The following is a 22638-nucleotide window of genomic DNA, read 5'->3' on the forward strand; positions in this document are numbered from 1 at the left end:
GACGCAGGTTGTACATCGTCCTGATCGTTTACTTGTTTGCTCATCTGTCGCTAGCCCTTAGTAAGTTCCTTGATCGACATCGGCACCCTGTGGGTCGCAGGTCTCCAACGCCGCTATCAACGCAGCTGGCGTTGCTCCGGACGCCACCTTGAGGTTACAAAACCCCAGTATGCCAGCCAGTGTAGCTAAACGGCGACTGGAAACGATTAGCGGTTGGTTCAAGGCCGCCTGATTACACCATTTTGCCAGATGTTCCAGCAGTTCGCTGCTGGTGACGATCAACGCCCGATAATTACCTGAAAAAAGGCGCGCCTGCTGAGCAGGTGCAAGCGCATGCAAGGTGCGCCGATACACGGCAACGCGCGTCACCTTTGCACCCCGCTCGGCAAGCGTTTCAGCGAGCAGGGGCCGACCGCCTTCACCTGCCACCAGTAGAACACGCTGATGCGCTAATTGCTGCAGCGATGCAAGCGCCAGCAGCGCTTCGCTGGTATCTTCGCCCGCGGTGGGCGAAGGCACATGGACGCGGATTCCCAATTGATCGTAAAGCGTACTCGCGGTGGCGCTGCCAACACTATAGTAGTCAATTCCCACCGGTAGCTGGGGCCAGAAGCGATCCAGCGCCTCACTTAAGCAGGTGGCAGCAAAAGGGCTGATGACAATTATCTTATGGTACTGATCAATATCCAGCCAAATTTGCCGCATGGCGGGGTCTTCTGGCAGTGCTTCAAGCTGCATCACATTGAGTGATTCAACGCTTTCGCCCTGGTTGCGCAACGCCGCCGCTAACGCTTCGCCGCGTTCCCCTGGGCGGCAGATCAGTACCGGTTGGCTCATATTTCGCGGCCGTAAACCTCTGCCAAAATATCGCCAGCGCCTTGGTCGAGCAACTCTTCGGCAATGCGAATACCCAGCGCTTCAGGTTCATGCATCGAGCCTCGCCCTTCGGCGCGTAGCACTTCTGTGCCCTCAGGGTTGCCGACCAGGCCGCGCAGCCACAAGGTTTCATTATCCAGGTCCAGCACCGCATGGCCCGCAATAGGCACTTGGCAACCGCCTTCTAAACGCGTATTCATGGCCCGCTCTGCACGCACGCGCGTGGCGGTATCGGCATCATCCAACGGGGCCAGCAGTGCGATGAGTTCCGGGTCATGCAAACGGCACTCGATACCTAACGCGCCTTGGCCGCAGGCGGGCAAGCACACTTCCGGTGGCAGCGCTTGAGCAATGCGCTCATCCAAACCCAAGCGTTTAAGGCCCGAGGTAGCCAGAATGATGGCGTCGAATTCGCCGGCATCTAGCTTGGCCAGCCGCGTTTGCACATTGCCGCGTAGATTAAGAATTTGCAGGTCAGGGCGGGCTTCTCGTATTTGCAGGCCACGGCGTAGGCTGGCTGTACCAATACGCGCCCCTTCTGGAAGCTCATCAATGCTAGAGTAGTGGTTGGATACAAATGCGTCGGTTGGGTCGGCGCCTTCTAGAATGACCGACAAGCCCAGTCCTTCAGGGAAGTGCATCGGCACATCCTTCATGGAGTGAACGGCAATGTCGGCGCGGCCGTCCAGCATGGCGTCTTCCAGCTCTTTGACGAACAAACCCTTACCGCCAATCTTTGAAAGCGGCGTATCAAGAATTTTATCGCCCTTGGTTGAAAGTGCTACAAGCTCGACTTCCAGACCACTGTGCTCCGCCATTAAGCGGTCGCGAACGTACTCAGCCTGCCACATAGCCAGTTGGCTTTTACGCGTGGCAATGCGCAGTTTGGTGATAGATAGCACGTTATTCTCCCTAATACCGCAGACACGGCGAGTCAAACTATGATAAACCTCATCATAAAGCACCGAGCGTCACAGTAAAAATAACGGAGCCAATTATGCTCTCGCAACGTGTCTTTTCATTGCTTAGGAAATCGTATGCCCTCTGTGCTTACTAAAGGTCAGTTAGATCAGTTCTTTCTGCTCTCGCAGGATCTGTTTTGCTGCATCGACTTTCAGGGCACGCTACTTGAGGTTAATCCGGCTTTTGAGTCGCTGTTGGGATATTCAGCCGATGCGTTGGTCGGGCGTCGCTGCGGAGTGGTGGTAGATCCGCAGGATTATCCGGTGATTGAAGCGGCGCTGGTGCACATGCAAAGGGGGGAGATTATTGCCGCCTTTGAAGTCCGCGCCATCTCTGTGTCTGGGGAGGTCCATTGGATTGAAATCACCCCGACTGTCGGGGGCGATGTTATTTATATAATTGCCCGGGTCATTACGCAGCGTAAGTTGGCAGAAGCACAGTTATTGAGTAACCAGCGGTTATTTAAAATAGCCGGTGAAACGGCGCTGATAGGCGGTTGGTACGTGGACATGGCCGTAGGGCTGCCTAACTGGTCGGATGAGATTTGTCGCCTCCATGGTATGGCTCCCGGTTTTCAACCGACCGTTGAACAAGCGATTGGATTTTACGCGCCCTCCTCCCAGCCACGTATCTTGGAAGTCTTTAACGCCTGCTGCCAACAGGGAATGAGTTTTGACGAAGAGCTAGAGGTGATCACTTACCAAGGTAAGCATATCTGGGTGCGTGTCATTGGTAAGGCCGTGCGCGATGAGCGTGGGGAAATCAGTCAGGTGGAGGGCTCGACGCAAGATATTACCGAGCAAAAACAGCTGCGTGAAAATCTAACCCAGCTTGCGCAACGACTCACCATTACGCTTGACAGTATTACCGATGGTTTCTTCACCTTAAATACGGATTGGCGTTTTACCTACGTTAATAGTGAGGCGGAACGCATTTTGAAGCGTCGCAAAGGCGAGCTGCTGGGCCAGCATATTTGGCAGAGCTTTCCTGATGCAAAAGGCAGCTACTTTGACGACGAATATCAACGTGCGGCTAGCCAACAAACGGCGGTACATTTTGAAGCTTTCAATCCGCGGTTAGAGTTATGGCTGGAAGTGCATGTTTATCCTTCAGCTGAAGGGCTTACCGTCTATTTTCGCGACATTAGCGAGCGCAAAGCGAGTGAGCATCAGCTGAAGCTGCTAGAGCGTAGTGTGGAATCAAGCACCAACGGGGTGATTATTGTCGCTGCCCAAAGCAGCGATCTCCCTATGGTCTACGTCAATGCCGCCTTTGAGCGCATAACCGGTTATTCGCGCAGTGAGGCGCTGGGGCGTAATTGCCGGTTCTTGCAGGGCGAAGATACCGACCCCGCTACCGTCAAACTGCTGCAGGAAGGTATTGCTCAGCAGCACGAAGTGCACGTAGTGATCCGTAACTATCGGCGTGATGGTTCGATTTTTTGGAACGACTTGTATATTTCGCCAGTGCGCGACGAAACAGGTGACGTGACTCACTATCTGGGTGTTCAAAACGATGTATCTGAACAGCGCGAATATCAGGCCCAGCTTACCTATAACGCCAATCACGATGCGCTTACCGGGCTGCCTAATCGAGTAATGCTTGGTCAGCGCTTGGAAGAGGGGTGCGTGTTAGCACGTCGCTACCAGCGCTTTATTGCCGTTCTGTTTATCGATCTGGATGATTTTAAACCCATTAACGATACGCTCGGCCATGAGGTGGGCGACTTTATCTTAGTCGAGGTTGCCAAGCGCCTTGAAGATGAACTACGCCCTTGGGACACCGTGGCGCGCTTTGGCAGCGACGAGTTTGTTGTTTTACTGCCCGACTTAGCCCATGAAAAAGACGTGATACAGGTGGTGGAGCGCGTGCTGCAGAGGCTTTCGCCGCCTTACTGGTACCGTGGCAGCGAGCTGCGTATTACCGCCAGCATCGGCATTGCTATCAACGATGGCAATATGAAAAACCCCCGCCAACTTATCCAACAAGCAGATTTGGCCATGTACAAGGCCAAGCGACGTGGACGCAACACCTACCACTGGTATACCGAAGACTTAAATCGCAAGGTGAGTGAGCGGGTTAGTTTACGCAGCGCGCTTCAGCAAGCCATTGAGCAACAACAGTTTACGCTTTATTACCAGCCACAAGTCCATGCCCCGAGTGGCCGTGTGGTAGGCGTAGAAGCATTAATCCGCTGGCAACATCCAGAGCGCGGTAATGTTCCGCCGTCTGATTTCATCAGCTTGGCAGAAGATACCGGGCAGATCATACCTATCAGCGATTGGGTGCTAGCGACCGCTTGCCGGGATGCCCAGCAGCTTAATGCCATGGGTGTTGGCCCGATCACCATGGCGGTCAATATCTCCCCGATGCAGTTTCAACGCCCCGGTTTCCTGGCCTCTATTGAACAGGTGTTGGCACAGAGTAGCTTAGCGCCAGTTCTGCTAGAGCTTGAAATTACCGAGGGGGTTTTAATGGACAGCGCCGAACAAGCCATCCAGGTATTAGCGGATTTGTCTGCGTTGGGCGTTCATATTGCCTTAGACGATTTTGGCACCGGCTTCTCTAGCTTGAGCTACCTTAAGCGCCTGCCGATTAATAAAATTAAAATTGACCGTTCGTTTGTGCGCGATGTGATTACCGATCGCAACGATGCGGCCATTATCGATGGTATTGTCGCCATGGCGGGAAAAATGGGGTTAGGAGTGCTAGTGGAAGGGATAGAGACGCTGGAGCAGTTTGCCTACCTTGAACAGCACCACTGCCACTACTTTCAAGGCTACTACTTCGCTCGTCCTATGCCCTTAGACGCCCTCTGCGCATTTTTGGCATCACCCCCTGTGTTTGCTGCTCGCTGACCGGCGACTCTGGTACACTTTCCGCAATGACTCCCACTTTCCGTAACGACTTTTACGTTTTGTCAGCAGGATATACCTTCGATGAGCCAAGCAACGAATCAGTCTTGGGGCGGTCGCTTTAGCGAGCCCACCGATGCCTTTGTCGCACGTTTCACCGCGTCTGTGACTTTCGACCAGCGCCTGGCGAGCCAGGATATTCAGGGCTCTATCGCCCACGCCACCATGTTAGCCCGTGTAGGCGTACTCACCGATGATGAACGCGACGCCATCATTAACGGCCTAAACGAGGTTCAGGGCGAAATCGAGCGCGGCGAGTTTAACTGGTCGGTGCCGTTGGAAGACGTGCACATGAATATCGAGGCGCGGCTGACCGAAAAGATCGGTATTACCGGCAAAAAACTCCACACCGGGCGTTCGCGTAACGACCAAGTCGCCACCGATATTCGCCTGTTTATGCGCGATGAGATCGATGTGATTGAAGTGGAGCTAAAGCGCCTGCGCGAAGGCATGATCGAGTTGGCTGATCGTGAAGCCGAGACTATCATGCCCGGCTTTACCCACTTGCAAACCGCCCAGCCGGTTACCTTTGGGCACCATATTTTAGCCTGGCAAGAGATGCTGGCGCGTGACCATGAACGCCTGCTGGACTGTCGCAAGCGCGTCAATGTGATGCCGCTGGGCGCGGCCGCATTGGCTGGCACTACTTATCCAATTGACCGCCACGTGACCGCAGAGCTACTAGGCTTTGACCGACCCTCAGAGAACTCTCTGGATGCCGTTTCAGACCGCGACTTTGCGATTGAATTTACCAGCTTTGCCAGCATTCTACTGATGCACTTGTCACGCATGAGTGAGGAACTGGTGCTGTGGACCAGCGCCCAGTTCAACTTTATCGATCTACCTGACCGTTTCTGCACCGGCTCTTCGATCATGCCGCAGAAGAAGAACCCTGACGTGCCCGAGCTGGTGCGGGGCAAGACGGGCCGGGTATATGGTCACCTGATGTCGCTACTTACGCTGATGAAATCGCAGCCGTTGGCTTACAACAAAGACAACCAGGAAGATAAAGAGCCGCTGTTCGATGCGGTGGATACCGTGCGCGACTGCTTAAAAGCCTTCGCCGACATGGTGCCCGCGATTGAACCCAAAAAAGCCAGCATGTATGAAGCGGCGCGGCGCGGCTTCTCCACCGCGACGGATTTGGCTGACTACCTGGTGCGCAAAGGCGTGGCCTTCCGCGATGCTCATGAAATTGTTGGTCAGTCAGTCGCCTATGGCCTAAAAACCGAAAAAGATCTGTCTGAAATGAGCCTTGATGAGCTCAAGCAGTTCTCCGCTACCATCGAGCAGGATGTGTTCGAGGTACTTACCCTGGAAGGTTCGGTAGCTGCCCGTAACCACATTGGCGGCACCGCGCCAAACCAAGTGCGGGCTGCCGCCCAGCGAGCGCGTGAGGCACTCAGCGCACTCAAGGCGGGCGCATGAAAACGTTGGCAATCTTGACCCTTACCACACTGCTGTTAACCGGGCTGGCAGGCTGTGGGCAAAAAGGGCCGCTTTATTTGCCGGACGATGCACCTGCTGATGAGCAGTCTAGTCAGGCATCTGAATAGACCGTTGCAGGCCAGGAGAAGGGGAAAGCACTATGGATCATTTTAATTACCGCGATGGCGTGCTGTATGCCGAAGACGTGCCGCTATCACGGATTGCCGACGAGCACGGCACGCCCTGCTACGTCTACTCAAAAGCGACGTTTGAGCGTCACTTTCGCGCTTACACTGAAGCGCTGGGCGGCCATCCGCACCTGATTTGCTACGCGGTGAAGGCGAATTCCAACCTGGCAGTACTGGGCCTTTTGGCCAAGCTCGGCGCGGGATTTGATATTGTCTCTATCGGCGAACTTGAGCGCGTGCTTAAAGCCGGTGGTGACCCGGTCAAGGTGGTATTTTCCGGCGTGGCCAAGCAAGCTCACGAAATGGCCCGAGCGCTGGAAGTGGGCATTAAGTGCTTTAACGTTGAATCGCGCCCGGAGCTTGAGCGCTTGAACCGCGTTGCCGGTGAGCTGGGAAAAACAGCCCCGGTCTCGCTACGAGTGAACCCGGATGTGGACGCGGGCACCCACCCGTATATCTCTACCGGTTTGAAAGACAACAAGTTCGGCATCCCGGTGGATGAAGCGCTGGATGTTTACGAGCTAGCCGCGAGCCTGCCTAATCTGAAGGTGAAGGGGCTCGATTGTCACATTGGTTCTCAGCTTACCGAAACGGCGCCCTTTCTGGATGCCCTTGATCGCTTGCTGATGCTCATGGAGCGCCTGCGTGAACGCGGCATCGAAATCGAACATCTCGATTTAGGCGGCGGTTTGGGTGTGCCTTACCGCGATGAAAAACCGCCCCAGCCGTTCGATTACGCCAGCCAGCTGTTGGCACGGTTATCGCGCTGGGAAGGTGGCGAAGCGCTGACGCTGCTGTTTGAGCCCGGCCGTTCCATTGCCGCCAATGCCGGTGTCATGCTCACTCGGGTAGAGTTTCTCAAGCCCGGCGAAACCAAAAACTTCGCCATTGTCGATGCCGCCATGAACGACTTGATTCGCCCGGCACTGTATCAGGCGTGGCAGGCGATTGTGCCCGTCGATACCCGCGAAGTACGCGAAAGCGCCCTTTACGATGTGGTTGGCCCGGTATGCGAAACGGGTGATTTTCTGGGCAAAGAGCGCGAGCTGGCAATTGCCGAAGGCGACCTGCTGGCGGTGCGTTCGGCAGGGGCTTACGGCTTTGTCATGGCGTCGAACTATAACAGCCGCCCTCGCGCCGCCGAGTTAATGGTCGATGGCGACAACTGCCACGTGGTACGTGCACGGGAAACTGTCGCCAGCCTGTGGGCGGGTGAGGCGCTGCTGCCTGAAGGGGAGCGCTGATGCTTTTACACTTCACCAAAATGCATGGTCTAGGCAATGACTTTGTCATGGTGGATCTGGTCACTCAGCGCGCCCGGTTGGATGCAGCGCAAATCCGCGCCCTGGCGGACCGGCGCTTTGGCATAGGCTTCGACCAACTGCTAGTGGTGGAGCCGCCCCGTGATCCAGAAATGGATTTTCGCTACCGCATTTACAACGCCGACGGCAGTGAAGTGGAAAACTGTGGCAACGGCGCGCGCTGTTTTGCCCGCTTTGTACGCGACCAGCGGCTCACCCATAAGCATGAAATCCATGTGGAAACTGCAGGCGGACCCTTGGTGCTGAACGTGCAGCACGACGGCATGGTGCGTGTGGATATGGGCCGCCCGCGGTTTAGTCCTTTGGCGCTGCCGTTCGATGCTCCAGGGGACCAACCACTGCACCGCTTAGAAGTGGGCGATGAAACACTGCAGATCGGTGTGGTTTCCATGGGTAATCCTCATGCGGTGATTCAGGTCGACAATGTGGACACTGCGCCGGTCGAGCGCCTGGGGCCGTTGGTGGAAGCGCATCCTCGTTTTCCCAAGCGTGTTAACGTGGGCTTTATGCAGGTCGTCTCGCCCAGCGAAATCCGTCTGCGCGTGTATGAGCGCGGCAGTGGCGAAACGCTGGCTTGCGGTACCGGTGCTTGCGCCGCCGTGGCCAGCGGTATCCGTCAGGGGCTGCTGAAAAGTCCCGTGAAGGTTCATTTGCCCGGTGGAGAACTCAGCATTGAGTGGCCTGATCCTGAAGGGGCGCTAACGATGGTGGGACCGGCTACACGCGTCTTCGATGGCCGCGTAGCCCTTAATTAATTCGAGGAGAACGGCGATGTCACAAGCCCCCGAACCCCGCAAAACGCTCGATCCTGATCAAGTGGCGTTCTGGCTGGCGCGTCATCCCGATTTTTTCGTCGGTCGCGAGGGGCTTTTGCAGCAATTGCAGGTGCCCCACCCGCATATCGACGGGGCGGTATCGCTGCTGGAACGCTTGGTCTTTGATCTACGCAAGCGCGCTGAAAACGCGGAAGGCCGCCTGGAGCACTTGCTGGAAACCGCTCGCCATAACGAGTCCCAATACCGTCGGTTGCGCGAAACGCTGATTGCGCTGGTGGAAGCGCAAGACCGCGATGCGCTGGCACAAGCGTTGGCTACCCAGCTCAGCGAGCGCTTTGAAACGCCGGCCATGGCGCTATGGTGCCCGGCCACATTAAGCGACAGTGAGCCAACGCCGCCTCAGCCACCGCGCCATGTGTTGGATCAACACGCCAGCGCACGGCTGACAGCGCTGCTGGATGGCCGCACCAGTCGCTGCGTTAAGCTTAGCGTTAGCGATTGGAAGTGCCTGCTGCCTCACGTTAAAGCGCCGCGTAAAGCGGGCTCCTGTGCCATTTCTCGCCTATCCGCAGGCGACCCGCTTGGTTATCTATTGCTGGCAAGCCCCAGCCCGGATGCCTATCGGGCCAGCATGGACACACTCTTCACCGAGTATTTGGGCGATATTGTCGCACGGCTACTGGTTCGCCTGGGCGATCATGGCTGAGGCTCCCTTGGGTAAAGTGTCGATAGCCAAGCACAGTAATGGCTTTTTAGCCGCGCTGGCGTCCCATGCAAGCCCAGCAACGGTGGAGGCCTATCGGCATGATCTGGCCGCGTTGTGTGCCTTTACCGAGCGCCGCGAGGTGACGGACCCCGCGGCGTTAGATACCGCACTGCTGCGGGCATTCTTGGGGTCGGAGCGCAGCCGGGGCTTAGCACCAAGAAGCCTTGCCCGGCGACGGGCGGCGCTTTCCAAATTTGCTGATTATTTGGTGAAACAGGGAGTGCTGGCCGATAACCCGGTGGGGTTGTTGCGTACGCCCAAACAGCCGAGCCATTTGCCTCGTCCAGTGGATGTTGACGCCCTGGCGCGCTTTCTCGATACCCCTCACGACGGCTCGCCGCTGGGCGTGCGGGACCAGGCCATTCTTGAGCTGTTTTACTCCAGCGGCCTGCGTCTGGCAGAGCTTGCGGCCCTTGAGCTTGGCGATTTGCAAAACAGCCGGGTAAGGGTGATCGGCAAAGGCGGTAAACCACGTCAAGTGCCGGTAGGGCGGCGCGCCCAGCAAGCGCTGGTGGAGTGGCTGGGCTGTCGCTCCGCGCTCGCACCGGTGGATGAATTGGCGCTGTTTGTGGGGCAGCGTGGCACGCGGCTAGGCCATCGGGCCATTCAAAAACGCTTAGCGCAGCTGTCGTTAGCCCGTGGCTTGCCCGAACATTTGCACCCTCACCGTTTGCGCCACTCCTTTGCTAGCCACCTGCTTGAGTCGAGCCAGGATCTGCGCGCGGTGCAGGAACTGTTGGGCCACGCTAACCTGTCGACCACGCAAATTTATACCCGGCTTGACTGGCAGCACCTGGCGACAAGTTACGATGCGGCGCATCCCCGCGCTAAAAGAAGCCCCAGTCCCAGAAACGGCGAAAACAGAAACAAATAGCCCAGGAGCAAACCATGACAAAATTGAAGGCCATTACCTTCGATTTAGACGACACACTATGGGATAACCATGGGGTGATGGCGCGCACCGAAGAGGGCCACTACCGCTGGCTGTTGGAGGCGCTTGAGGCTTGGCGGGCGGCGCGCCAGGAACCAGCCCTAACATTGACCCAAGAAGGCGGCCGGGAGGACTACCTTCAGCGTCGTCAACAGTTAGCCAAAGAGGTGCCCGAACGGCGCGGTGACTTTACTTGGCTGCGAATGCGCGCCCTGGAAGCGCAGTTAGAGGCGGAAGGCCTGACCCGCAGTGCCGCTTTGTTGTGGGCGGCAGCGGCGATGAATGAGTTCCATCGCCTGCGCGTGCAAGTCACACCACACCCAGAGGCGGCCGGTTTGCTGGCGGTGTTAACCGAGCGTTATCAGCTAGCAGCTATCACTAATGGCAATATTCATTTGGCGCGTCAGCCGCTGGCCGCCTATTTTCCGGTGGCCATCGCAGCAGGCGAGTTGTTAGCACCTAAACCTGATCCCACGCCGTTTCTGACGGCGCTTGCGCGCTTGAACGTGGCCCCCGAACACGCCATGCACGTAGGCGATTCATGGCAGGAAGATGTACTACCCGCCCAGCAGCTGGGTATGCATGCCGTGTGGATTTCCGCGCTGGAAAATCAACCACTTCCCCCGCGGGTACACCGCATTGCTCATATTAAAGAGCTGCCCCGCGTGCTTGAGATGTTAGAAAAGGCGAGCTTGGAAACGCATCATTCAGGCGGTGTGTACAGCCACTGATTGAGTTTCTGGGATAGTGTATCGACGCCGTCACGCTTGAGCGAAGAGAAGAGCTGTACAGAGACCAAGTCTTCCCACTCCTTCAAGCGCGAACGTACTTTCTGCAACGAAGCGCTGGCGGGCCCTTTTTTAAGCTTGTCCGCTTTCGTCAGCAGAATATGCACTGGCATTTCGCGCTGGTCGGCATAATTGAGCATCATCTGATCGAACTCAGTGAGCGGGTGGCGAACGTCCATTAGCAGTACTAAGCCGCGTAGACTAAAGCGGTTGCGTAGGTATTCTGCTAAGTGCTTTTGCCACTCTAGCTTGACCGATTCCGGAACCTTGGCGTAGCCGTAGCCGGGTAGGTCGACCAAGCGCAGCGATTCATCGTTCATGACACTGAAGAAGTTAATCAACTGAGTGCGCCCCGGTGTACGCGACGTGCGCGCCAACGCATTTTGTTGTGTTAAGGCGTTGATAGCACTTGATTTGCCCGCGTTAGAGCGCCCGGCAAAAGCTACTTCAGCGCCGGTATCATCTGGGCACAAAGCTAAGGTAGGCGCGCTGATAATAAAACTTGCCGTCGGGTAGTTCAACCGAGGGACTGGGCTATCGTGAGGGGTAGTCATGGACTTAATCCTGAAAAACGAACATAAAAGCGGCCTACTCAACGCACTATCATCAATGTGCTCATCAATGCGCTATCATCAACGCACTATCAACCCATTATGGCTACTTCAGCGCGTAAAGTAGAACGCTTGGTAGCGACGCATAATAGAGAAATGAGAGCAGGACTGCGACGAATTACCCCTAAAGCAGACCAGGACTTGCATTCCCGGCGCTGGGGTGATTCGTTATAATGCAAGCGGTTTATATCTGCGACCTGGGGCGCTAGTGTACCATCGCCCTCTAGCCGGCAGCGACCAACGCGATACGTTGTTCGTTTTGGCGGAGCTAACCCTGGTAATTTGTGGAGCCTGGGAAGCGCCCAGGGTGCGTACCAGTCAAACATAAAACGGCATAGTGGAAGAGCAATGAGAAAGTTACTGGCAAGCCTGGCAATTACCATGGGCGCCGTTGGCGCTGCCCACGCTCAAACGGACTATCAAGCCGATGCGGACGCATCTGCTGGTCAAGAAATGTCCCAAGTCTGCGCCGCCTGTCATGGGCAGCAGGGAATTAGCCCTTCAGGCGCGTTTCCTAACCTGGCTGGGCAGCAAATGTCCTATCTGGCCAAACAGATTATGGATATCCGCGACGGTGACCGTGTGGTGCCTCAAATGGCGGGCATCGTGGATGACTACTCTGACCAAGACGCCTGGGATGCTGCGGCCTACTTTGCGGAACAAGACGCTAACTTGGGCCAAGCCAACGACGAAGACGCTGAATTATTGGCGCGCGGCGAAGAGATTTACCGTGCTGGCGATATGGCCAAGGGTATCCCCGCCTGTTCAGCCTGTCACACGCCGACCGGGGTAGGCATCGGCAGTGCCGTGTATCCTGGCCTTTCCGGGCAGCATGCTCAATATACGGTTTCTACGCTACAGGCATTTGCGTCCGGCGATCGCACCAATGACCCCAACAATATTATGGGCGATATTGCTTCCAAAATGAGTGACAGGGATATGGAAGCAGTGGCGAATTACGTATTAGGACTGAATTAAGGCTGCAAAATTTTATACCTCCTTGTGCCGTTTGGTTCCCTCATTTGTCTATGTGCTTGAAATGAGGGAACCCGCTAATATAACCACGGTCTTAGTCCTCGCTTACCCATGGAGAGATTTATACGATGTTTAAAACGACAATGTTTAAAACGCTAATGGTTACGATGGCCGGTCTAGGTTTTTCTGCGCTAGTGAGTGCCCAGGATGTGGTTGAAGGCCAGCACTATGAAGTGCTTGAGTCACCGGTAGAAACCCACGCTGAAGATGGGCAAATTGCAGTTACTGAAGTGTTCTGGTTTGGGTGCCCGCACTGTTACCGGCTACAAACACCGGTTAATGAGTGGTACGAGACGCTGGAAGACGACGTTAGCGTAGAACATATGCCAGCTACCATGGGCGGCGACTGGAATACCCACGCTACCGCTTTCTACGCGGCTGAGTCGCTGGGTATTGAAGAGGAGCTACACGCCGATTTCTTTAATGCTATCCATCAGGAAAATCAGTCGCTCACTGAGTCCGATGAGATTGCCGCTTTTTTCGCTAACTATGGTGTCAGCGAAGAAGAGGCCAAAAAAGCGCTGACCGACTTTAGTGTTCGTAGCGATGTCAATGAAGCCAACAACCGTATGCGTGAGATGAAGTTGATGGGGGTGCCCGCGCTGGTGATTGACGGACGCTACGTTGTTTCGCCGAGTTCAGCCGGTAGCCTGGAAAATATGCCGAAAATTGCTGATGCGCTGGTCGAGCAGGTGCGTGCAGAGCGCGCAGAATAACCGTGTTGCGTGAAGCGAGAGAGCGTGATGAGGCAGTACCCAGTAGCCATCGTCCGGTGCTGTTGGAAGAGGGCCATCTGCGGCTGTTAACGTTTAACCTGCAGGTGGGTATTCAGACGTCAGCGTATCATCACTATCTCACGCGCAGCTGGCAGCACTTATTGCCGCATCCGCGTCGACAGCAGCGGCTGGATATGATGGGCGAAGTGCTGAGTAAGTTCGACATAGTTGGGCTACAAGAAGTTGATGGCGGCAGCTTTCGCTCCAGCCGCGTTAACCAAGTGGAGTATCTCGCTACCAAAGCGGGATTTCCGCACCATGTTCAGCAGTTAAACCGTAACCTGGGGCGTATTGCCCAGCACAGTAATGGGTTACTGTCGCGCTTGGTACCTAGTCAGGTCGTTGAGCACCGCTTACCGGGCGCAATGCCTGGCCGAGGCGCTATTCATGCCCGCTTTGGCGAAGGCCCGGATGCCCTGCATATTTTTGTTGCTCACTTGGCGCTTAGCCACCGCGGTCGTGTGCGCCAACTCAACTATCTAAGCGATATTATTCAGCCGCTGCGCCACGTAGTGGTGATGGGCGATCTCAACTGTACGCCTGACCAACTACACGCTCACGAGCGCTTTAGTTTGTCGCTGCCCCTGCACCCGGTTAAACCCCTTTTCAGCTATCCTTCCTGGCAACCGCGCCATGCGCTGGATCATATTCTATTGTCGCAATCGCTAGAGGCCGCGGAAGTGCGCGTGCTGGATCATCTGTTCTCTGATCACCTGCCGATAGCAGTAAATCTTCCGCTGCCAGAGGCTTGCTTAGCGGCTATTCGTTCAAGCGTTTAAGAATTCACGTCTCTTGCTGATTGTGGACGCTGCATTGTCCGCGTATATGCGCTATTGTCTGGGGCGCTGACTCCCCTTAGTCGTTTTACGCGAGACACTTCCATGTCGGACACAACACAACTACCTGCCTTTATTGGTGCGCTGGACCGCGCTTCAGAGTGGTTCGGCCGTACCCTTGCGTGGCTGATCATTATTATGATGTTGATTCAGTTCGCGATTGTACTGCTTCGTTATGCCTTCAGCGTGAACAGCATCTTTATGCAAGAGCTGGTGATGTATATGCACGCTAGCGTCTTTATGCTGGCTGCTGCTTACACCTTTCGCCACGACGGTCACGTGCGGGTGGATATCTTCTATCGAGGCATGACCCCGCGCCGCCAAGCGTTAATCAATGTCGTGGGCATTATTACGCTATTGATTCCCGTGATGATCTTTATCATCGCTTCCAGCCTGGGCTACGTTGCCAACTCCTGGCGTATTCTAGAAACCTCCTCCGACTACGGTGGCATTCCGGCTGTCTATGCACTGAAAACCTTAATTCCACTGTTTGCCGTGCTGATGATCGTGCAAGGCGTGGTTGAGATCGTGCGTAATAGCTATGTGATGGCCGGACGGATAGTGCCGGCTGCTGCTGGCGGCAACCATCTTGAGGAGCGTGTTTGATGCTGGAATTCATGCCGATTATTTTATTTGCCGTCATCTGCATTGTGTTGATGTTCGGCTTTCCCGTAGCGCTTTCGCTGGCGGGCACGGCGCTGCTGTTTGCCGGTATGGGGCTGGGCCTGGAAGCCATTGGTATTGACGCCAATTTTGATAGCGGCTATCTCGCTGCCTTGCCCAACCGGCTCTACGGCATTATGACCAACCAAACGCTGTTGGCGGTGCCGCTATTTGTGTTGATGGGCGTCTTGCTGGAAAAATCCAAAGTGGCGGAAACGTTGCTGGATGCCATGGCCCTGCTGTTTGGTTCCATGCGCGGTGGTTTGGGTATTTCGGTGACGCTGGTGGGCATGTTGATGGCTGCCTCTACCGGCATTGTGGGGGCCACAGTGGTCACCATGGGGCTGATGTCGCTACCCACCATGCTAAAGCGTGGCTACAGCACGTCGCTTGCGACCGGCACTATCTGTGCCACCGGCACGTTGGGACAAATCATTCCGCCTTCCATCGCCCTGGTGCTGCTGGGTGATGTGTTGTCATCGGCGTACCAGCAAGCACAGCTGGATATGGGGATTTTCAGCCCTAAAACGGTCTCTGTGGGCGACCTGTTTATGGGCGCGTTGGTGCCTGGGTTGCTGCTAGTCGTGATGTATATGATTTATGTGGCGCTGGTGGCGTGGTTGCGACCGCACATGGCACCCGCTGCCGACCGTGAAGAGTTAATGGCCGAGCTTGGCCATACCTCAGGGATTGGCATGCTGCTGCTCAAAGGCTTGGTGCCGCCCGTTGTGCTGATTGTGGCGGTGCTGGGGTCGATCCTAAGCGGCTTTGCCACACCGACTGAAGCCTCCGCGGTAGGTGCCTTTGGCGCCCTGGTGCTAGCACTGGCTTACCGTCAGCTCGACTGGGCGACCCTGAAAGACGTGCTGCGCTCGACCACTCACGTCACCACCATGGTGTTTCTGATCCTGATCGGTGCGGCGCTGTTTTCGCTGGTCTTTCGTGCCTACGGCGGCGAGCACATGGTGACCGAGCTGTTCGAGGCGATGCCCGGCGGCGTGGTGGGCGCCACGATTATCGTCATGCTGGTTATATTCCTGCTCGGCTTTATTCTCGACTTTATCGAAATCACTTTCGTGGTGGTGCCAATTGTCGGGCCAATTCTGCTTGCCATGGGGCTTGACCCGATTTGGCTGGGCATCATGATTGCTATCAATCTGCAGACATCGTTCTTAACGCCGCCGTTTGGTTTCGCGCTGTTTTACTTGCGCGGTGTCGCGCCGCCGTCTGTGTCCACGTCGGCTATTTACCGTGGCGTTATCCCGTTTATTCTGATGCAGTTGGGTATGTTGCTCATGCTTAGCTTCTTCCCGCAGTTGGCAACCTGGCTTCCCTCGCAGTTCTAGTCAACAAGAGGTAAGTTGAAAAGCATCACTGTGATCAACGCAGCTATCAACGAATATATGTGGCAACCTAACTATAAAGCAGCAACGAGCCATTAGTGTCCTATAGCAAATAATGGTCTGTAGCAAACCGCCTAGCGTTCTACGCTAGGCGGGGTATTCCCTACTCATAATAGTAATAATAGAAAGTAAGAGGGTTATAGTATGAAAGCCAAAACACTCCCAGTCGCCATCGCGATGACGACCGCTCTCTCCGCCAGTTTGCTGGTGGTCTCTAGCTTCGATAACCACGCCCAGGCGCAAGAGGACGAGTTCCGTTGGAAAATGGTCACCTCCTGGCCCAAGAATTTCCCTGGTGTTGGCCAAGGCCCAGAGCGCCTATCGGAGCTTGTGGATGAAATGTCGGATGGCCGCCTGACCATCGAAGTCTTCGGCGCTGGCCAGCTGGTGCCGGGGTTTGAAGTGTTTGACGCCGTTTCCGACGGCACTGCTGAACTCGGCCACTCCGCTTCCTACTACTGGAAAGGAAAAGCCCCCGCCGCTCAGTTCTTTGCTGCCGTGCCGTTTGGCATGAACGCTCAGGAAATGAACGCCTGGCTAAGCTATGGCGGCGGTATGGAGTTATGGAACGAGCTTTATGACGACTTTGGCGTTGACGTCATGGTCGCCGGTGCCTCAGGCGTGCAGATGGGCGGCTGGTACAACAAAGAGATCAACTCGGTTGATGACTTAGACGGTCTGAAAATGCGTATGCCTGGCCTGGGTGGCGAAGTAATGAGCCGTATGGGTGTAGCGATTGTGAATATGCCGGGCGGCGAGATTTTTACCTCGCTGCAGTCGGGCGCGATTGACGCTACCGAGTGGATTGGCCCCTATAACGACTTGGCATTTGGCCTGCATCAGGCTGCTGACTATTACTACTACCCAGGTTGGCACGAGCCGACGGTCATGTTCGAGGCGATCGTTAACGAAGACGCTTTCGCTGAGCTGCCAGCGGATTTGCAGGCGATCCTGCGTACCGCTATTAGCGATATCAACCAAAGCGTACTGGATGAGTACACCGCACGTAACAACGATGCGTTGGAAACCCTGGTGAACGAGCACGAGGTTGAGCTGCGCCGTATTCCTGACGACGTGCTTGCTCAAGCCCGCGAGCATTCGGCTGATGTTGTCGCTGAACTGGCGGAATCGAGTGAGTTAGCCACGCGCATCTATGACTCTTATCAAGCGTTCCAGGAAAAGGTTGAGGATTACCACGCTATCTCCGAGCAGGCGTACTACAACGCCCGTAACCCGGAAGGCGACACCGCGCAATAGACTGCCGTGCTTAACGCACACGAACACAACAGCCGCCTTCGGGCGGCTGTTGTGTTCGTGTGCGTAGGTTTTAAGCAGCACAAAATGCATAGCTTGGGTATCCTAGGCAGACAGTGACGATTTTGTCGTAAAGGAGCCTCATGTCTACCCATTCCCGTCTGCGCAATGTGCTCACCATCGCTGGCTCCGACCCGTCCGGCGGAGCTGGTTTACAGGGCGATTTGAAGACTTTTTCGGCCCTCGGCGTGTATGGTACTAACGTGATCACCGCGGTGATTGCCCAGAATACCTGTGGCGTCGCCTCGGTGTATCCAGTCTCTCCTCAGGCCATTCGCGAGCAGCTTGAGCACCTGCTGGATGATGTGGCGCTGGACGCGGTCAAAATTGGCATGGTGGCCAGCCGTGAGGTTGCTGAGGTAATCGCCGACGTGCTGCGCCAGCGCCGACCGCGCTGGATCGTGCTCGACCCTGTGATGGTCGCCAAGAGCGGTGACATACTGGTCGATGATGCCGGTATTCGTGCCGTGCGTGACATCTTGGTGCCGCTTGCCGATGTTATTACCCCCAACTTGCCGGAAGCCGCGGTTCTACTTGATTCGCCATCGCCTACCAGCTTGGATGACATGGAGGCGATGTTGCCGGGACTGACCCAGCTGGGGGCGCCCTATGTGGTACTAAAAGGCGGCCATTTGCGCGGAGCGACCTGCCCTGATCTGCTGGCAACCCCCAACGGCCATGAATGGTTGCCCGCCTCGCGAATCGACACCAACAATTTGCACGGCACCGGCTGCGCGCTCTCCTCGGCGATTGCCGCCTGTCTGGCGAAACTGCCAGAGCAGTCAGGCCCTGATGCCCCGGTGGCGGCGATCGGCGATGCCAAGCGTTGGCTCCATGCAGCGCTGGAAGCGAGTGTGCGCTTAAATGTGGGTAAAGGGCGCGGACCGGTGCACCATTTTCACGCCTGGTGGTGAGGCGCTGCCATCAGAGTAATAGGTAGCTTGCGTGAATGGGTATTGCACACCATGCTGAGGAGTGTCTGCTTAACGGCTTATAAGGCTGAGTTGCTCAGCTGAGGAGCGTTTCGCCATGCCTCGTACACTTCTGTTTGCCACCGATCTTTCTGCTGATAATCGCGCCGCCTGTGCCCGTGCGCTGCGTTTAGCCTACGCTTACGGGGTTCAGCTCGACGTGCTGCACGTGTTGGACCCTTACTTACCGCGGCGTGTCTTGCTTGATGTAGAGAGCGCGGTAGTAGAGGACATTACCACCACGTTGACCGATCTACGTGAAGACTACGCTTTGGAGGCGCCGAAAACGCTGATCCAAACCGTGACAGGTTCGCCCCACGTTGAGATTGTACGTGAAGCCCATGAGCGCAACGCCGAGCTGATTGTGCTGGGCATGCATCGCAAGCGCGGGCAAAAAGACCTGTTGATGGGTACAACATTGATGCGTGTGCTGCGCAGCGCTCCTTGCCCGGTGGTGGTGGCCTCTTATCAACCCACCCAGCCCTGGCAGCATATTTTGGTGCCTATCGACTTTTCGCTCACCGCGCGGCATACCTTGAGAGAGGCGCTGATTCGCTTCCCTGATGCCTCGCTGACGCTGCTGCACGCTTGGTCGCTTCCCGGCGAGCGTGAGTTGGGTTCGCAAGCGTACTATGCCCATTGGCGTGAGCATGAAGTGCAGCGCTTGCGCGAACAGCTGACCAATGAGGTCGATAGCCTAATGCGCGAGCTAGAGGGGGTGCCAGACGTTGAGCTAGTGCTAGAGCAGGGCGCACCCTGTGATGTGCTTCAGGCCTATATGAAACGTCATTCACCCGATCTCGTCATGATCGGCAGCCGTGGGCAACCCCACCACACTAGCCAGCTCACCGAGATGCTGCTGTGTGAGCCGCACTGCGATTTGATGCTCTGCCGCGCTTGGTAGGCGACTCATCATTTATATTGCTTTTGGATAGGCTGGATATTGTGCAAAACCTTTATTGAGTGTATTGCTGTGTATAGCAATGCAGCCATGAGGAGGTTTTATGTTCACGCCCATTCCCGCCCAAACTACGCTGATGTTAGTGGGGTTAATGCTGGCTCCTTGGGTGATGGCCAGTAACGTGTCAGAAAACGGCGAGTCGTTTGAGCGCAGTGTAGTAGAGGAAGGCCAACGCTATACGTTGATTGGCAGTGGCGTATTCCGTTACATGATCTGGACGGCCTACGCGGGGGCATATTATCAGCTTGAGGGTGAAACCCAGCCTCAGCCGTTAGGCAATATTCCGCGGCGCTTGGAGCTTGCCTACTTTCATGCCATTGAAGCCAGCGACTTTGCCGAAGCGACTGAAAAAACGCTGCAAGACACTCTTACGCTGTATGAATTCACTCAGATCGAAGAACCACTTGGGCGCCTAAATCAACGCTATCGCAATGTCGTTCCCGGTGACCGCTACCTGCTTAGCTGGAACGGCGAGCAGCTGCGCCTTGCGCTCAATGGTGAGGTGCTGTTTGAAGAGGAGAGTGCCGAGTTTGCCAGCGCGATGTTTAGTATTTGGCTCGGTGAGCGCCCCCTGGACGACGACTTCCGCGATGCGCTACTAGGGCGAAACTGACGCGGTGAAGAAAAGCGAATGAGCGGCGGTTACAATACCCGTTTCTTTGCCGGGGAGAGGCGTTGTGAAGGCACTCATTCAGCGCGTAAAGCGCGCCAGCGTAGAAGTGGAAGGCGAAATTGTCGGTAGTATCGATCACGGACTGCTCGCGCTGGTAGGCGTTGAGAAGCACGATGATGCGGCGGCGGTAGAGAAGCTGTTGCATAAATTGCTGCACTACCGGGTATTCAGCGACACCGAAGGCAAAATGAATCACAACCTGCAGCAGGTGAGCGGAGGTTTGCTGCTTGTTCCTCAGTTCACCCTGGCGGCGGATACACGCAAAGGGCTACGACCCAGCTTCTCAAGCGCCGCTCCACCCGCCCAGGGTGAAGCGCTGTTTAACTTGCTGGTTGCCCAGGCGCGCACTGCCTGGCCACATGTCGCTACCGGTGAATTTGGCGCCGATATGCAGGTGGCGCTAATCAACGATGGCCCGGTAACGTTTTTACTCGAAAGCTAGCTAGCCGTCTCTTCGCTGGCGAGCAGCTCGGCTTCCATTGCTTCCAGCGCCTCTTCGGCGCTAAGCCATTGCTGTTCTGCTTCATTCAGTCGCGCTTTGATATCAGCTTGTTGACTAAGCGTCTTGGTCAGCTCGGGTTTGCGGGTGCTGTCGGTGTAGAGTTCTGGGTCTGCCAGCACTTGTTCTACCTTATCAAGTTCCTGCTGGGTCTTTTCCATGGCTTTTTCCGCTTGATCGCGCTGTTTTTTCAGCGGGCGTAGCTTTTCACGCAGCTCGGCCGCCGCTTTACGTGATGCCTTGCGCGCTTCACGGCTGTCGCCACTGGGCTGCTGGTTCTGGCGCTCGGCTTTTTCGCCGCGGGAATCCCGGCGGCTCTCTTCCAGGCGCGCTTTAAGCCAGACGCGGTAATCTTCCAAGTCACCGTCGAAAGGCTCAACGCGGTGATCCGCTACCCGCCAAAACTCATCGACCGTGGCGCGTAGCAAGTGACGGTCGTGAGACACCAGAATCACCGTGCCTTCAAAGCTTGCCAGCGCCTGAGTCAGCGCTTCGCGCATTTCTAGATCCAGGTGGTTGGTCGGCTCATCGAGCAGCAGCAGGTTGGGTTTCTGCCATGCGACCAGCGCCAGCGCCAAGCGGGCTTTCTCACCACCAGAGTAGTTGGCGACTTTGCCGAAGGCGTCGTCGCCCTTAAACCCAAAACCGCCCAGGAAGTTACGGATATCCTGATCGCTGGCGGTGGGCGAGAGGCGTTGGACATGCACAAAAGGTGTCGATGAAACGTCCAGGCTCTCAAGCTGGTGCTGAGCAAAGTAGCCAATCGCCAAATGCTCGCCAGGCACGCGCTTGCCATTAAGTAACTCAAGTTCGCCGGTGAGCGACTTAATTAGCGTCGATTTACCCGCCCCGTTGGGGCCTAACAGGCCAATGCGGCTGCCGGGCAGCAGGGTAACGTTGACCTTGTCCAACTGGATATTGTCGTCGCTTCCGTCGCCCTTTTTACCGCGATAACCTAGCTGCGCCTGATCAAGCACCAGTAGCGGGCGCGATGTTTTATCGGCAGCAGGCAAGGTGAAGTGGAAGGGAGAATCCACATGGGCCACAGCGATATCTTCCATCCGCTCCAGCATCTTGACCCGGCTTTGCGCCTGCTTTGCCTTGGTCGCCTGGGCTTTAAAGCGGGCGATAAAGCGCTCGATCTCCTCACGGCGTGCCTGCTGCTTAGCGGCTTCGGCTTGCTGCAAGGCGAGCTTTTCGGCGCGGGTGCGCTCAAACTGGGAGTAATTGCCGCGGTAAAGCTCCAGCGTTTGGTGATGCATGTGCACGATGTGATCACATACGGCATCCAAAAAGTCGCGGTCGTGGGAAATCAGCAGCAGCGTGCCAGGGTAGCGGGTCAGCCACTGCTCCAGCCACAGCAGGGCGTCCAGATCCAGGTGGTTGGTGGGCTCATCCAACAATAGTAGGTCAGAAGGCATAAACAGCGTACGGGCGAGGTTGACCCGCATCCGCCAGCCGCCGGAAAACGCCGAGAGTGGACGGGTGAGATCGGTCTGAAGGAAGCCGAGCCCCACCAGTAGCTGTGCTGCGCGAGACTCCGCGCGGTAGCCATCCAGGGTTTCAATCAAGCCGTGCAGTTCGGCTTCCCTGTGAGCCTCACCGGCTTCACGGGCAGCCAATAAGTCGGCTTCTGCCTGGCGCAGCGCCAAGTCACCATCAAGTACATACTCAATAATAGGGCGGTCAAGGGCGTCAACTTCCTGGGCCATATGCGCGATGCGCTGGCCGCCGCTCATCTCGACATCGCCCTGGTCAGGAGCAATCTCGCCCAGCAGCAGTTTGAACAGGCTCGATTTGCCGGCGCCGTTTGCCCCGATAATACCGGCCTTCACCCCGTTATTAAGGGTAACGTCTGCATTGTCGAGTAGCGTTTGCGTGCCGCGTTGCAGGGCGACTTGGCGCAGTGCGATCATGCTTTCTCCCGAAAAAAGTGGGTCATA

The 22638-nt window shown here is 56.1% G+C and carries 22 protein-coding genes; 18 read left to right on the plus strand and 4 right to left on the minus strand.

The window, feature by feature from the left end:
• Positions 1 to 57: 57 nt before the first annotated feature.
• Both HUO07_RS07285 and hemC read right to left on the minus strand, forming a co-directional pair.
• Entirely contained in the window at positions 58 to 837 is a 780-nt protein-coding gene (locus HUO07_RS07285) for a uroporphyrinogen-III synthase (protein ID WP_176303018.1), read from the minus strand.
• On the minus strand, positions 834 to 1778 hold the full coding sequence (gene hemC / locus HUO07_RS07290; RefSeq protein ID WP_176303019.1) for a hydroxymethylbilane synthase: 945 nt from the start codon (positions 1776 to 1778) through the stop codon (positions 834 to 836). The genes HUO07_RS07285 and hemC overlap by 4 nt, the downstream gene beginning before the upstream one ends.
• 135 nt (positions 1779 to 1913) lie before the next feature.
• On the opposite strand from hemC, the gene HUO07_RS07295 reads away from it, so the two are divergent.
• The 8 genes from HUO07_RS07295 to HUO07_RS07330 all read left to right on the plus strand — a co-directional run bounded on the left by HUO07_RS07295 (position 1914) and on the right by HUO07_RS07330 (position 10896).
• Positions 1914 to 4697 carry a bifunctional diguanylate cyclase/phosphodiesterase gene (locus tag HUO07_RS07295; RefSeq protein ID WP_176303020.1) on the plus strand — a complete coding sequence of 928 codons (2784 nt, stop codon included), beginning with the start codon at positions 1914 to 1916 and terminating at the stop codon, positions 4695 to 4697.
• An 81-nt stretch (positions 4698 to 4778) separates the two neighbouring features.
• Positions 4779 to 6182 (plus strand): argininosuccinate lyase, encoded by a 1404-nt coding sequence (gene argH / locus HUO07_RS07300; protein WP_176303021.1) that lies wholly within the window; start codon positions 4779 to 4781, stop codon positions 6180 to 6182.
• Entirely contained in the window at positions 6179 to 6310 is a 132-nt protein-coding gene (gene lptM, locus HUO07_RS07305) for an LPS translocon maturation chaperone LptM (protein ID WP_008956505.1), read from the plus strand. Before argH ends, lptM begins: the two co-directional genes overlap by 4 nt.
• Positions 6311 to 6342: 32 nt before the next feature.
• Entirely contained in the window at positions 6343 to 7614 is a 1272-nt protein-coding gene (lysA, locus tag HUO07_RS07310) for a diaminopimelate decarboxylase (RefSeq protein ID WP_176303022.1), read from the plus strand.
• Positions 7614 to 8447 carry a diaminopimelate epimerase gene (dapF, locus tag HUO07_RS07315; RefSeq protein WP_101146903.1) on the plus strand — a complete coding sequence of 278 codons (834 nt, stop codon included), beginning with the start codon at positions 7614 to 7616 and terminating at the stop codon, positions 8445 to 8447. Before lysA ends, dapF begins: the two co-directional genes overlap by 1 nt.
• 16 nt (positions 8448 to 8463) lie before the next feature.
• Positions 8464 to 9174: a DUF484 family protein gene (locus HUO07_RS07320; RefSeq protein ID WP_101146902.1), complete on the plus strand. Its 711-nt coding sequence runs from the start codon at positions 8464 to 8466 to the stop codon at positions 9172 to 9174.
• Entirely contained in the window at positions 9167 to 10108 is a 942-nt protein-coding gene (locus HUO07_RS07325; RefSeq protein ID WP_176303023.1) for a tyrosine recombinase XerC, read from the plus strand. Before HUO07_RS07320 ends, HUO07_RS07325 begins: the two co-directional genes overlap by 8 nt.
• Positions 10109 to 10122: 14 nt before the next feature.
• On the plus strand, positions 10123 to 10896 hold the full coding sequence (locus HUO07_RS07330) for an HAD family hydrolase (protein WP_176303024.1): 774 nt from the start codon (positions 10123 to 10125) through the stop codon (positions 10894 to 10896).
• Here HUO07_RS07330 and yihA read toward each other — a convergent pair.
• Positions 10869 to 11507, minus strand: a complete 639-nt coding sequence (gene yihA, locus HUO07_RS07335) for a ribosome biogenesis GTP-binding protein YihA/YsxC (protein WP_008956511.1) — start codon at positions 11505 to 11507, stop codon at positions 10869 to 10871. The genes HUO07_RS07330 and yihA overlap by 28 nt on opposite strands.
• 405 nt (positions 11508 to 11912) lie before the next feature.
• On the opposite strand from yihA, the gene HUO07_RS07340 reads away from it, so the two are divergent.
• The 10 genes from HUO07_RS07340 to dtd all read left to right on the plus strand — a co-directional run bounded on the left by HUO07_RS07340 (position 11913) and on the right by dtd (position 20638).
• Positions 11913 to 12542: a c-type cytochrome gene (locus HUO07_RS07340; RefSeq protein ID WP_176303025.1), complete on the plus strand. Its 630-nt coding sequence runs from the start codon at positions 11913 to 11915 to the stop codon at positions 12540 to 12542.
• Positions 12543 to 12682: 140 nt separating this feature from the next.
• Positions 12683 to 13315: a thiol:disulfide interchange protein DsbA/DsbL gene (locus HUO07_RS07345; RefSeq protein WP_050805278.1), complete on the plus strand. Its 633-nt coding sequence runs from the start codon at positions 12683 to 12685 to the stop codon at positions 13313 to 13315.
• A gap of 2 nt (positions 13316 to 13317) precedes the next feature.
• Entirely contained in the window at positions 13318 to 14154 is an 837-nt protein-coding gene (locus tag HUO07_RS07350; RefSeq protein WP_176303026.1) for an endonuclease/exonuclease/phosphatase family protein, read from the plus strand.
• Between the two features lie 102 nt (positions 14155 to 14256).
• Positions 14257 to 14817, plus strand: coding sequence for a TRAP transporter small permease subunit (locus HUO07_RS07355; protein ID WP_008956516.1), 561 nt, complete (start codon positions 14257 to 14259; stop codon positions 14815 to 14817).
• Positions 14817 to 16220: a TRAP transporter large permease gene (locus HUO07_RS07360; RefSeq protein WP_176303027.1), complete on the plus strand. Its 1404-nt coding sequence runs from the start codon at positions 14817 to 14819 to the stop codon at positions 16218 to 16220. The genes HUO07_RS07355 and HUO07_RS07360 overlap by 1 nt, the downstream gene beginning before the upstream one ends.
• Before the next feature lie 201 nt (positions 16221 to 16421).
• Positions 16422 to 17534 (plus strand): TRAP transporter substrate-binding protein, encoded by a 1113-nt coding sequence (locus HUO07_RS07365; protein WP_008956518.1) that lies wholly within the window; start codon positions 16422 to 16424, stop codon positions 17532 to 17534.
• A gap of 140 nt (positions 17535 to 17674) precedes the next feature.
• Positions 17675 to 18505, plus strand: a complete 831-nt coding sequence (gene thiD, locus HUO07_RS07370; protein WP_101146897.1) for a bifunctional hydroxymethylpyrimidine kinase/phosphomethylpyrimidine kinase — start codon at positions 17675 to 17677, stop codon at positions 18503 to 18505.
• Between the two features lie 115 nt (positions 18506 to 18620).
• Complete coding sequence (locus HUO07_RS07375; protein WP_176303028.1) at positions 18621 to 19466, plus strand: universal stress protein; 846 nt, start codon at positions 18621 to 18623, stop codon at positions 19464 to 19466.
• Between the two features lie 100 nt (positions 19467 to 19566).
• Complete coding sequence (locus HUO07_RS07380; protein WP_176303029.1) at positions 19567 to 20136, plus strand: chalcone isomerase family protein; 570 nt, start codon at positions 19567 to 19569, stop codon at positions 20134 to 20136.
• Between the two features lie 64 nt (positions 20137 to 20200).
• Positions 20201 to 20638 (plus strand): D-aminoacyl-tRNA deacylase, encoded by a 438-nt coding sequence (gene dtd / locus HUO07_RS07385; protein ID WP_176303030.1) that lies wholly within the window; start codon positions 20201 to 20203, stop codon positions 20636 to 20638.
• On the opposite strand, the gene HUO07_RS07390 is transcribed toward dtd, so the two are convergent.
• A complete protein-coding gene (locus tag HUO07_RS07390) occupies positions 20635 to 22611 on the minus strand; it encodes an ATP-binding cassette domain-containing protein (RefSeq protein WP_176303031.1) in 1977 nt (658 codons plus the stop codon). The two genes, dtd and HUO07_RS07390, sit on opposite strands and share 4 nt — an antisense overlap.
• Positions 22612 to 22638: the final 27 nt, after the last annotated feature.

Origin of the sequence: Vreelandella maris (assembly GCF_013371085.1) — a bacterium.
GTDB classification, from domain to species: domain Bacteria; phylum Pseudomonadota; class Gammaproteobacteria; order Pseudomonadales; family Halomonadaceae; genus Vreelandella; species Vreelandella maris.

What these genes read in the sequence shown, in the direction of transcription:
- HUO07_RS07295 (WP_176303020.1), top strand. Translation starts at nt 1,914, where the DNA reads ATGCCCTCTGTGCTTACTAAAGGTCAGTTAGATCAGTTCTTTCTGCTC.
- HUO07_RS07340 (WP_176303025.1), top strand. Translation starts at nt 11,913, where the DNA reads ATGAGAAAGTTACTGGCAAGCCTGGCAATTACCATGGGCGCCGTTGGC.
- HUO07_RS07330 (WP_176303024.1), top strand. Translation starts at nt 10,123, where the DNA reads ATGACAAAATTGAAGGCCATTACCTTCGATTTAGACGACACACTATGG.
- HUO07_RS07320 (WP_101146902.1), top strand. Translation starts at nt 8,464, where the DNA reads ATGTCACAAGCCCCCGAACCCCGCAAAACGCTCGATCCTGATCAAGTG.
- yihA (WP_008956511.1), bottom strand. Translation starts at nt 11,507, where the DNA reads ATGACTACCCCTCACGATAGCCCAGTCCCTCGGTTGAACTACCCGACG.
- thiD (WP_101146897.1), top strand. Translation starts at nt 17,675, where the DNA reads ATGTCTACCCATTCCCGTCTGCGCAATGTGCTCACCATCGCTGGCTCC.
- HUO07_RS07365 (WP_008956518.1), top strand. Translation starts at nt 16,422, where the DNA reads ATGAAAGCCAAAACACTCCCAGTCGCCATCGCGATGACGACCGCTCTC.
- HUO07_RS07285 (WP_176303018.1), bottom strand. Translation starts at nt 837, where the DNA reads ATGAGCCAACCGGTACTGATCTGCCGCCCAGGGGAACGCGGCGAAGCG.
- dapF (WP_101146903.1), top strand. Translation starts at nt 7,614, where the DNA reads ATGCTTTTACACTTCACCAAAATGCATGGTCTAGGCAATGACTTTGTC.
- HUO07_RS07380 (WP_176303029.1), top strand. Translation starts at nt 19,567, where the DNA reads ATGTTCACGCCCATTCCCGCCCAAACTACGCTGATGTTAGTGGGGTTA.
- lptM (WP_008956505.1), top strand. Translation starts at nt 6,179, where the DNA reads ATGAAAACGTTGGCAATCTTGACCCTTACCACACTGCTGTTAACCGGG.
- argH (WP_176303021.1), top strand. Translation starts at nt 4,779, where the DNA reads ATGAGCCAAGCAACGAATCAGTCTTGGGGCGGTCGCTTTAGCGAGCCC.
- HUO07_RS07360 (WP_176303027.1), top strand. Translation starts at nt 14,817, where the DNA reads ATGCTGGAATTCATGCCGATTATTTTATTTGCCGTCATCTGCATTGTG.
- HUO07_RS07345 (WP_050805278.1), top strand. Translation starts at nt 12,683, where the DNA reads ATGTTTAAAACGCTAATGGTTACGATGGCCGGTCTAGGTTTTTCTGCG.
- HUO07_RS07390 (WP_176303031.1), bottom strand. Translation starts at nt 22,611, where the DNA reads ATGATCGCACTGCGCCAAGTCGCCCTGCAACGCGGCACGCAAACGCTA.
- HUO07_RS07355 (WP_008956516.1), top strand. Translation starts at nt 14,257, where the DNA reads ATGTCGGACACAACACAACTACCTGCCTTTATTGGTGCGCTGGACCGC.
- HUO07_RS07375 (WP_176303028.1), top strand. Translation starts at nt 18,621, where the DNA reads ATGCCTCGTACACTTCTGTTTGCCACCGATCTTTCTGCTGATAATCGC.
- HUO07_RS07325 (WP_176303023.1), top strand. Translation starts at nt 9,167, where the DNA reads ATGGCTGAGGCTCCCTTGGGTAAAGTGTCGATAGCCAAGCACAGTAAT.
- lysA (WP_176303022.1), top strand. Translation starts at nt 6,343, where the DNA reads ATGGATCATTTTAATTACCGCGATGGCGTGCTGTATGCCGAAGACGTG.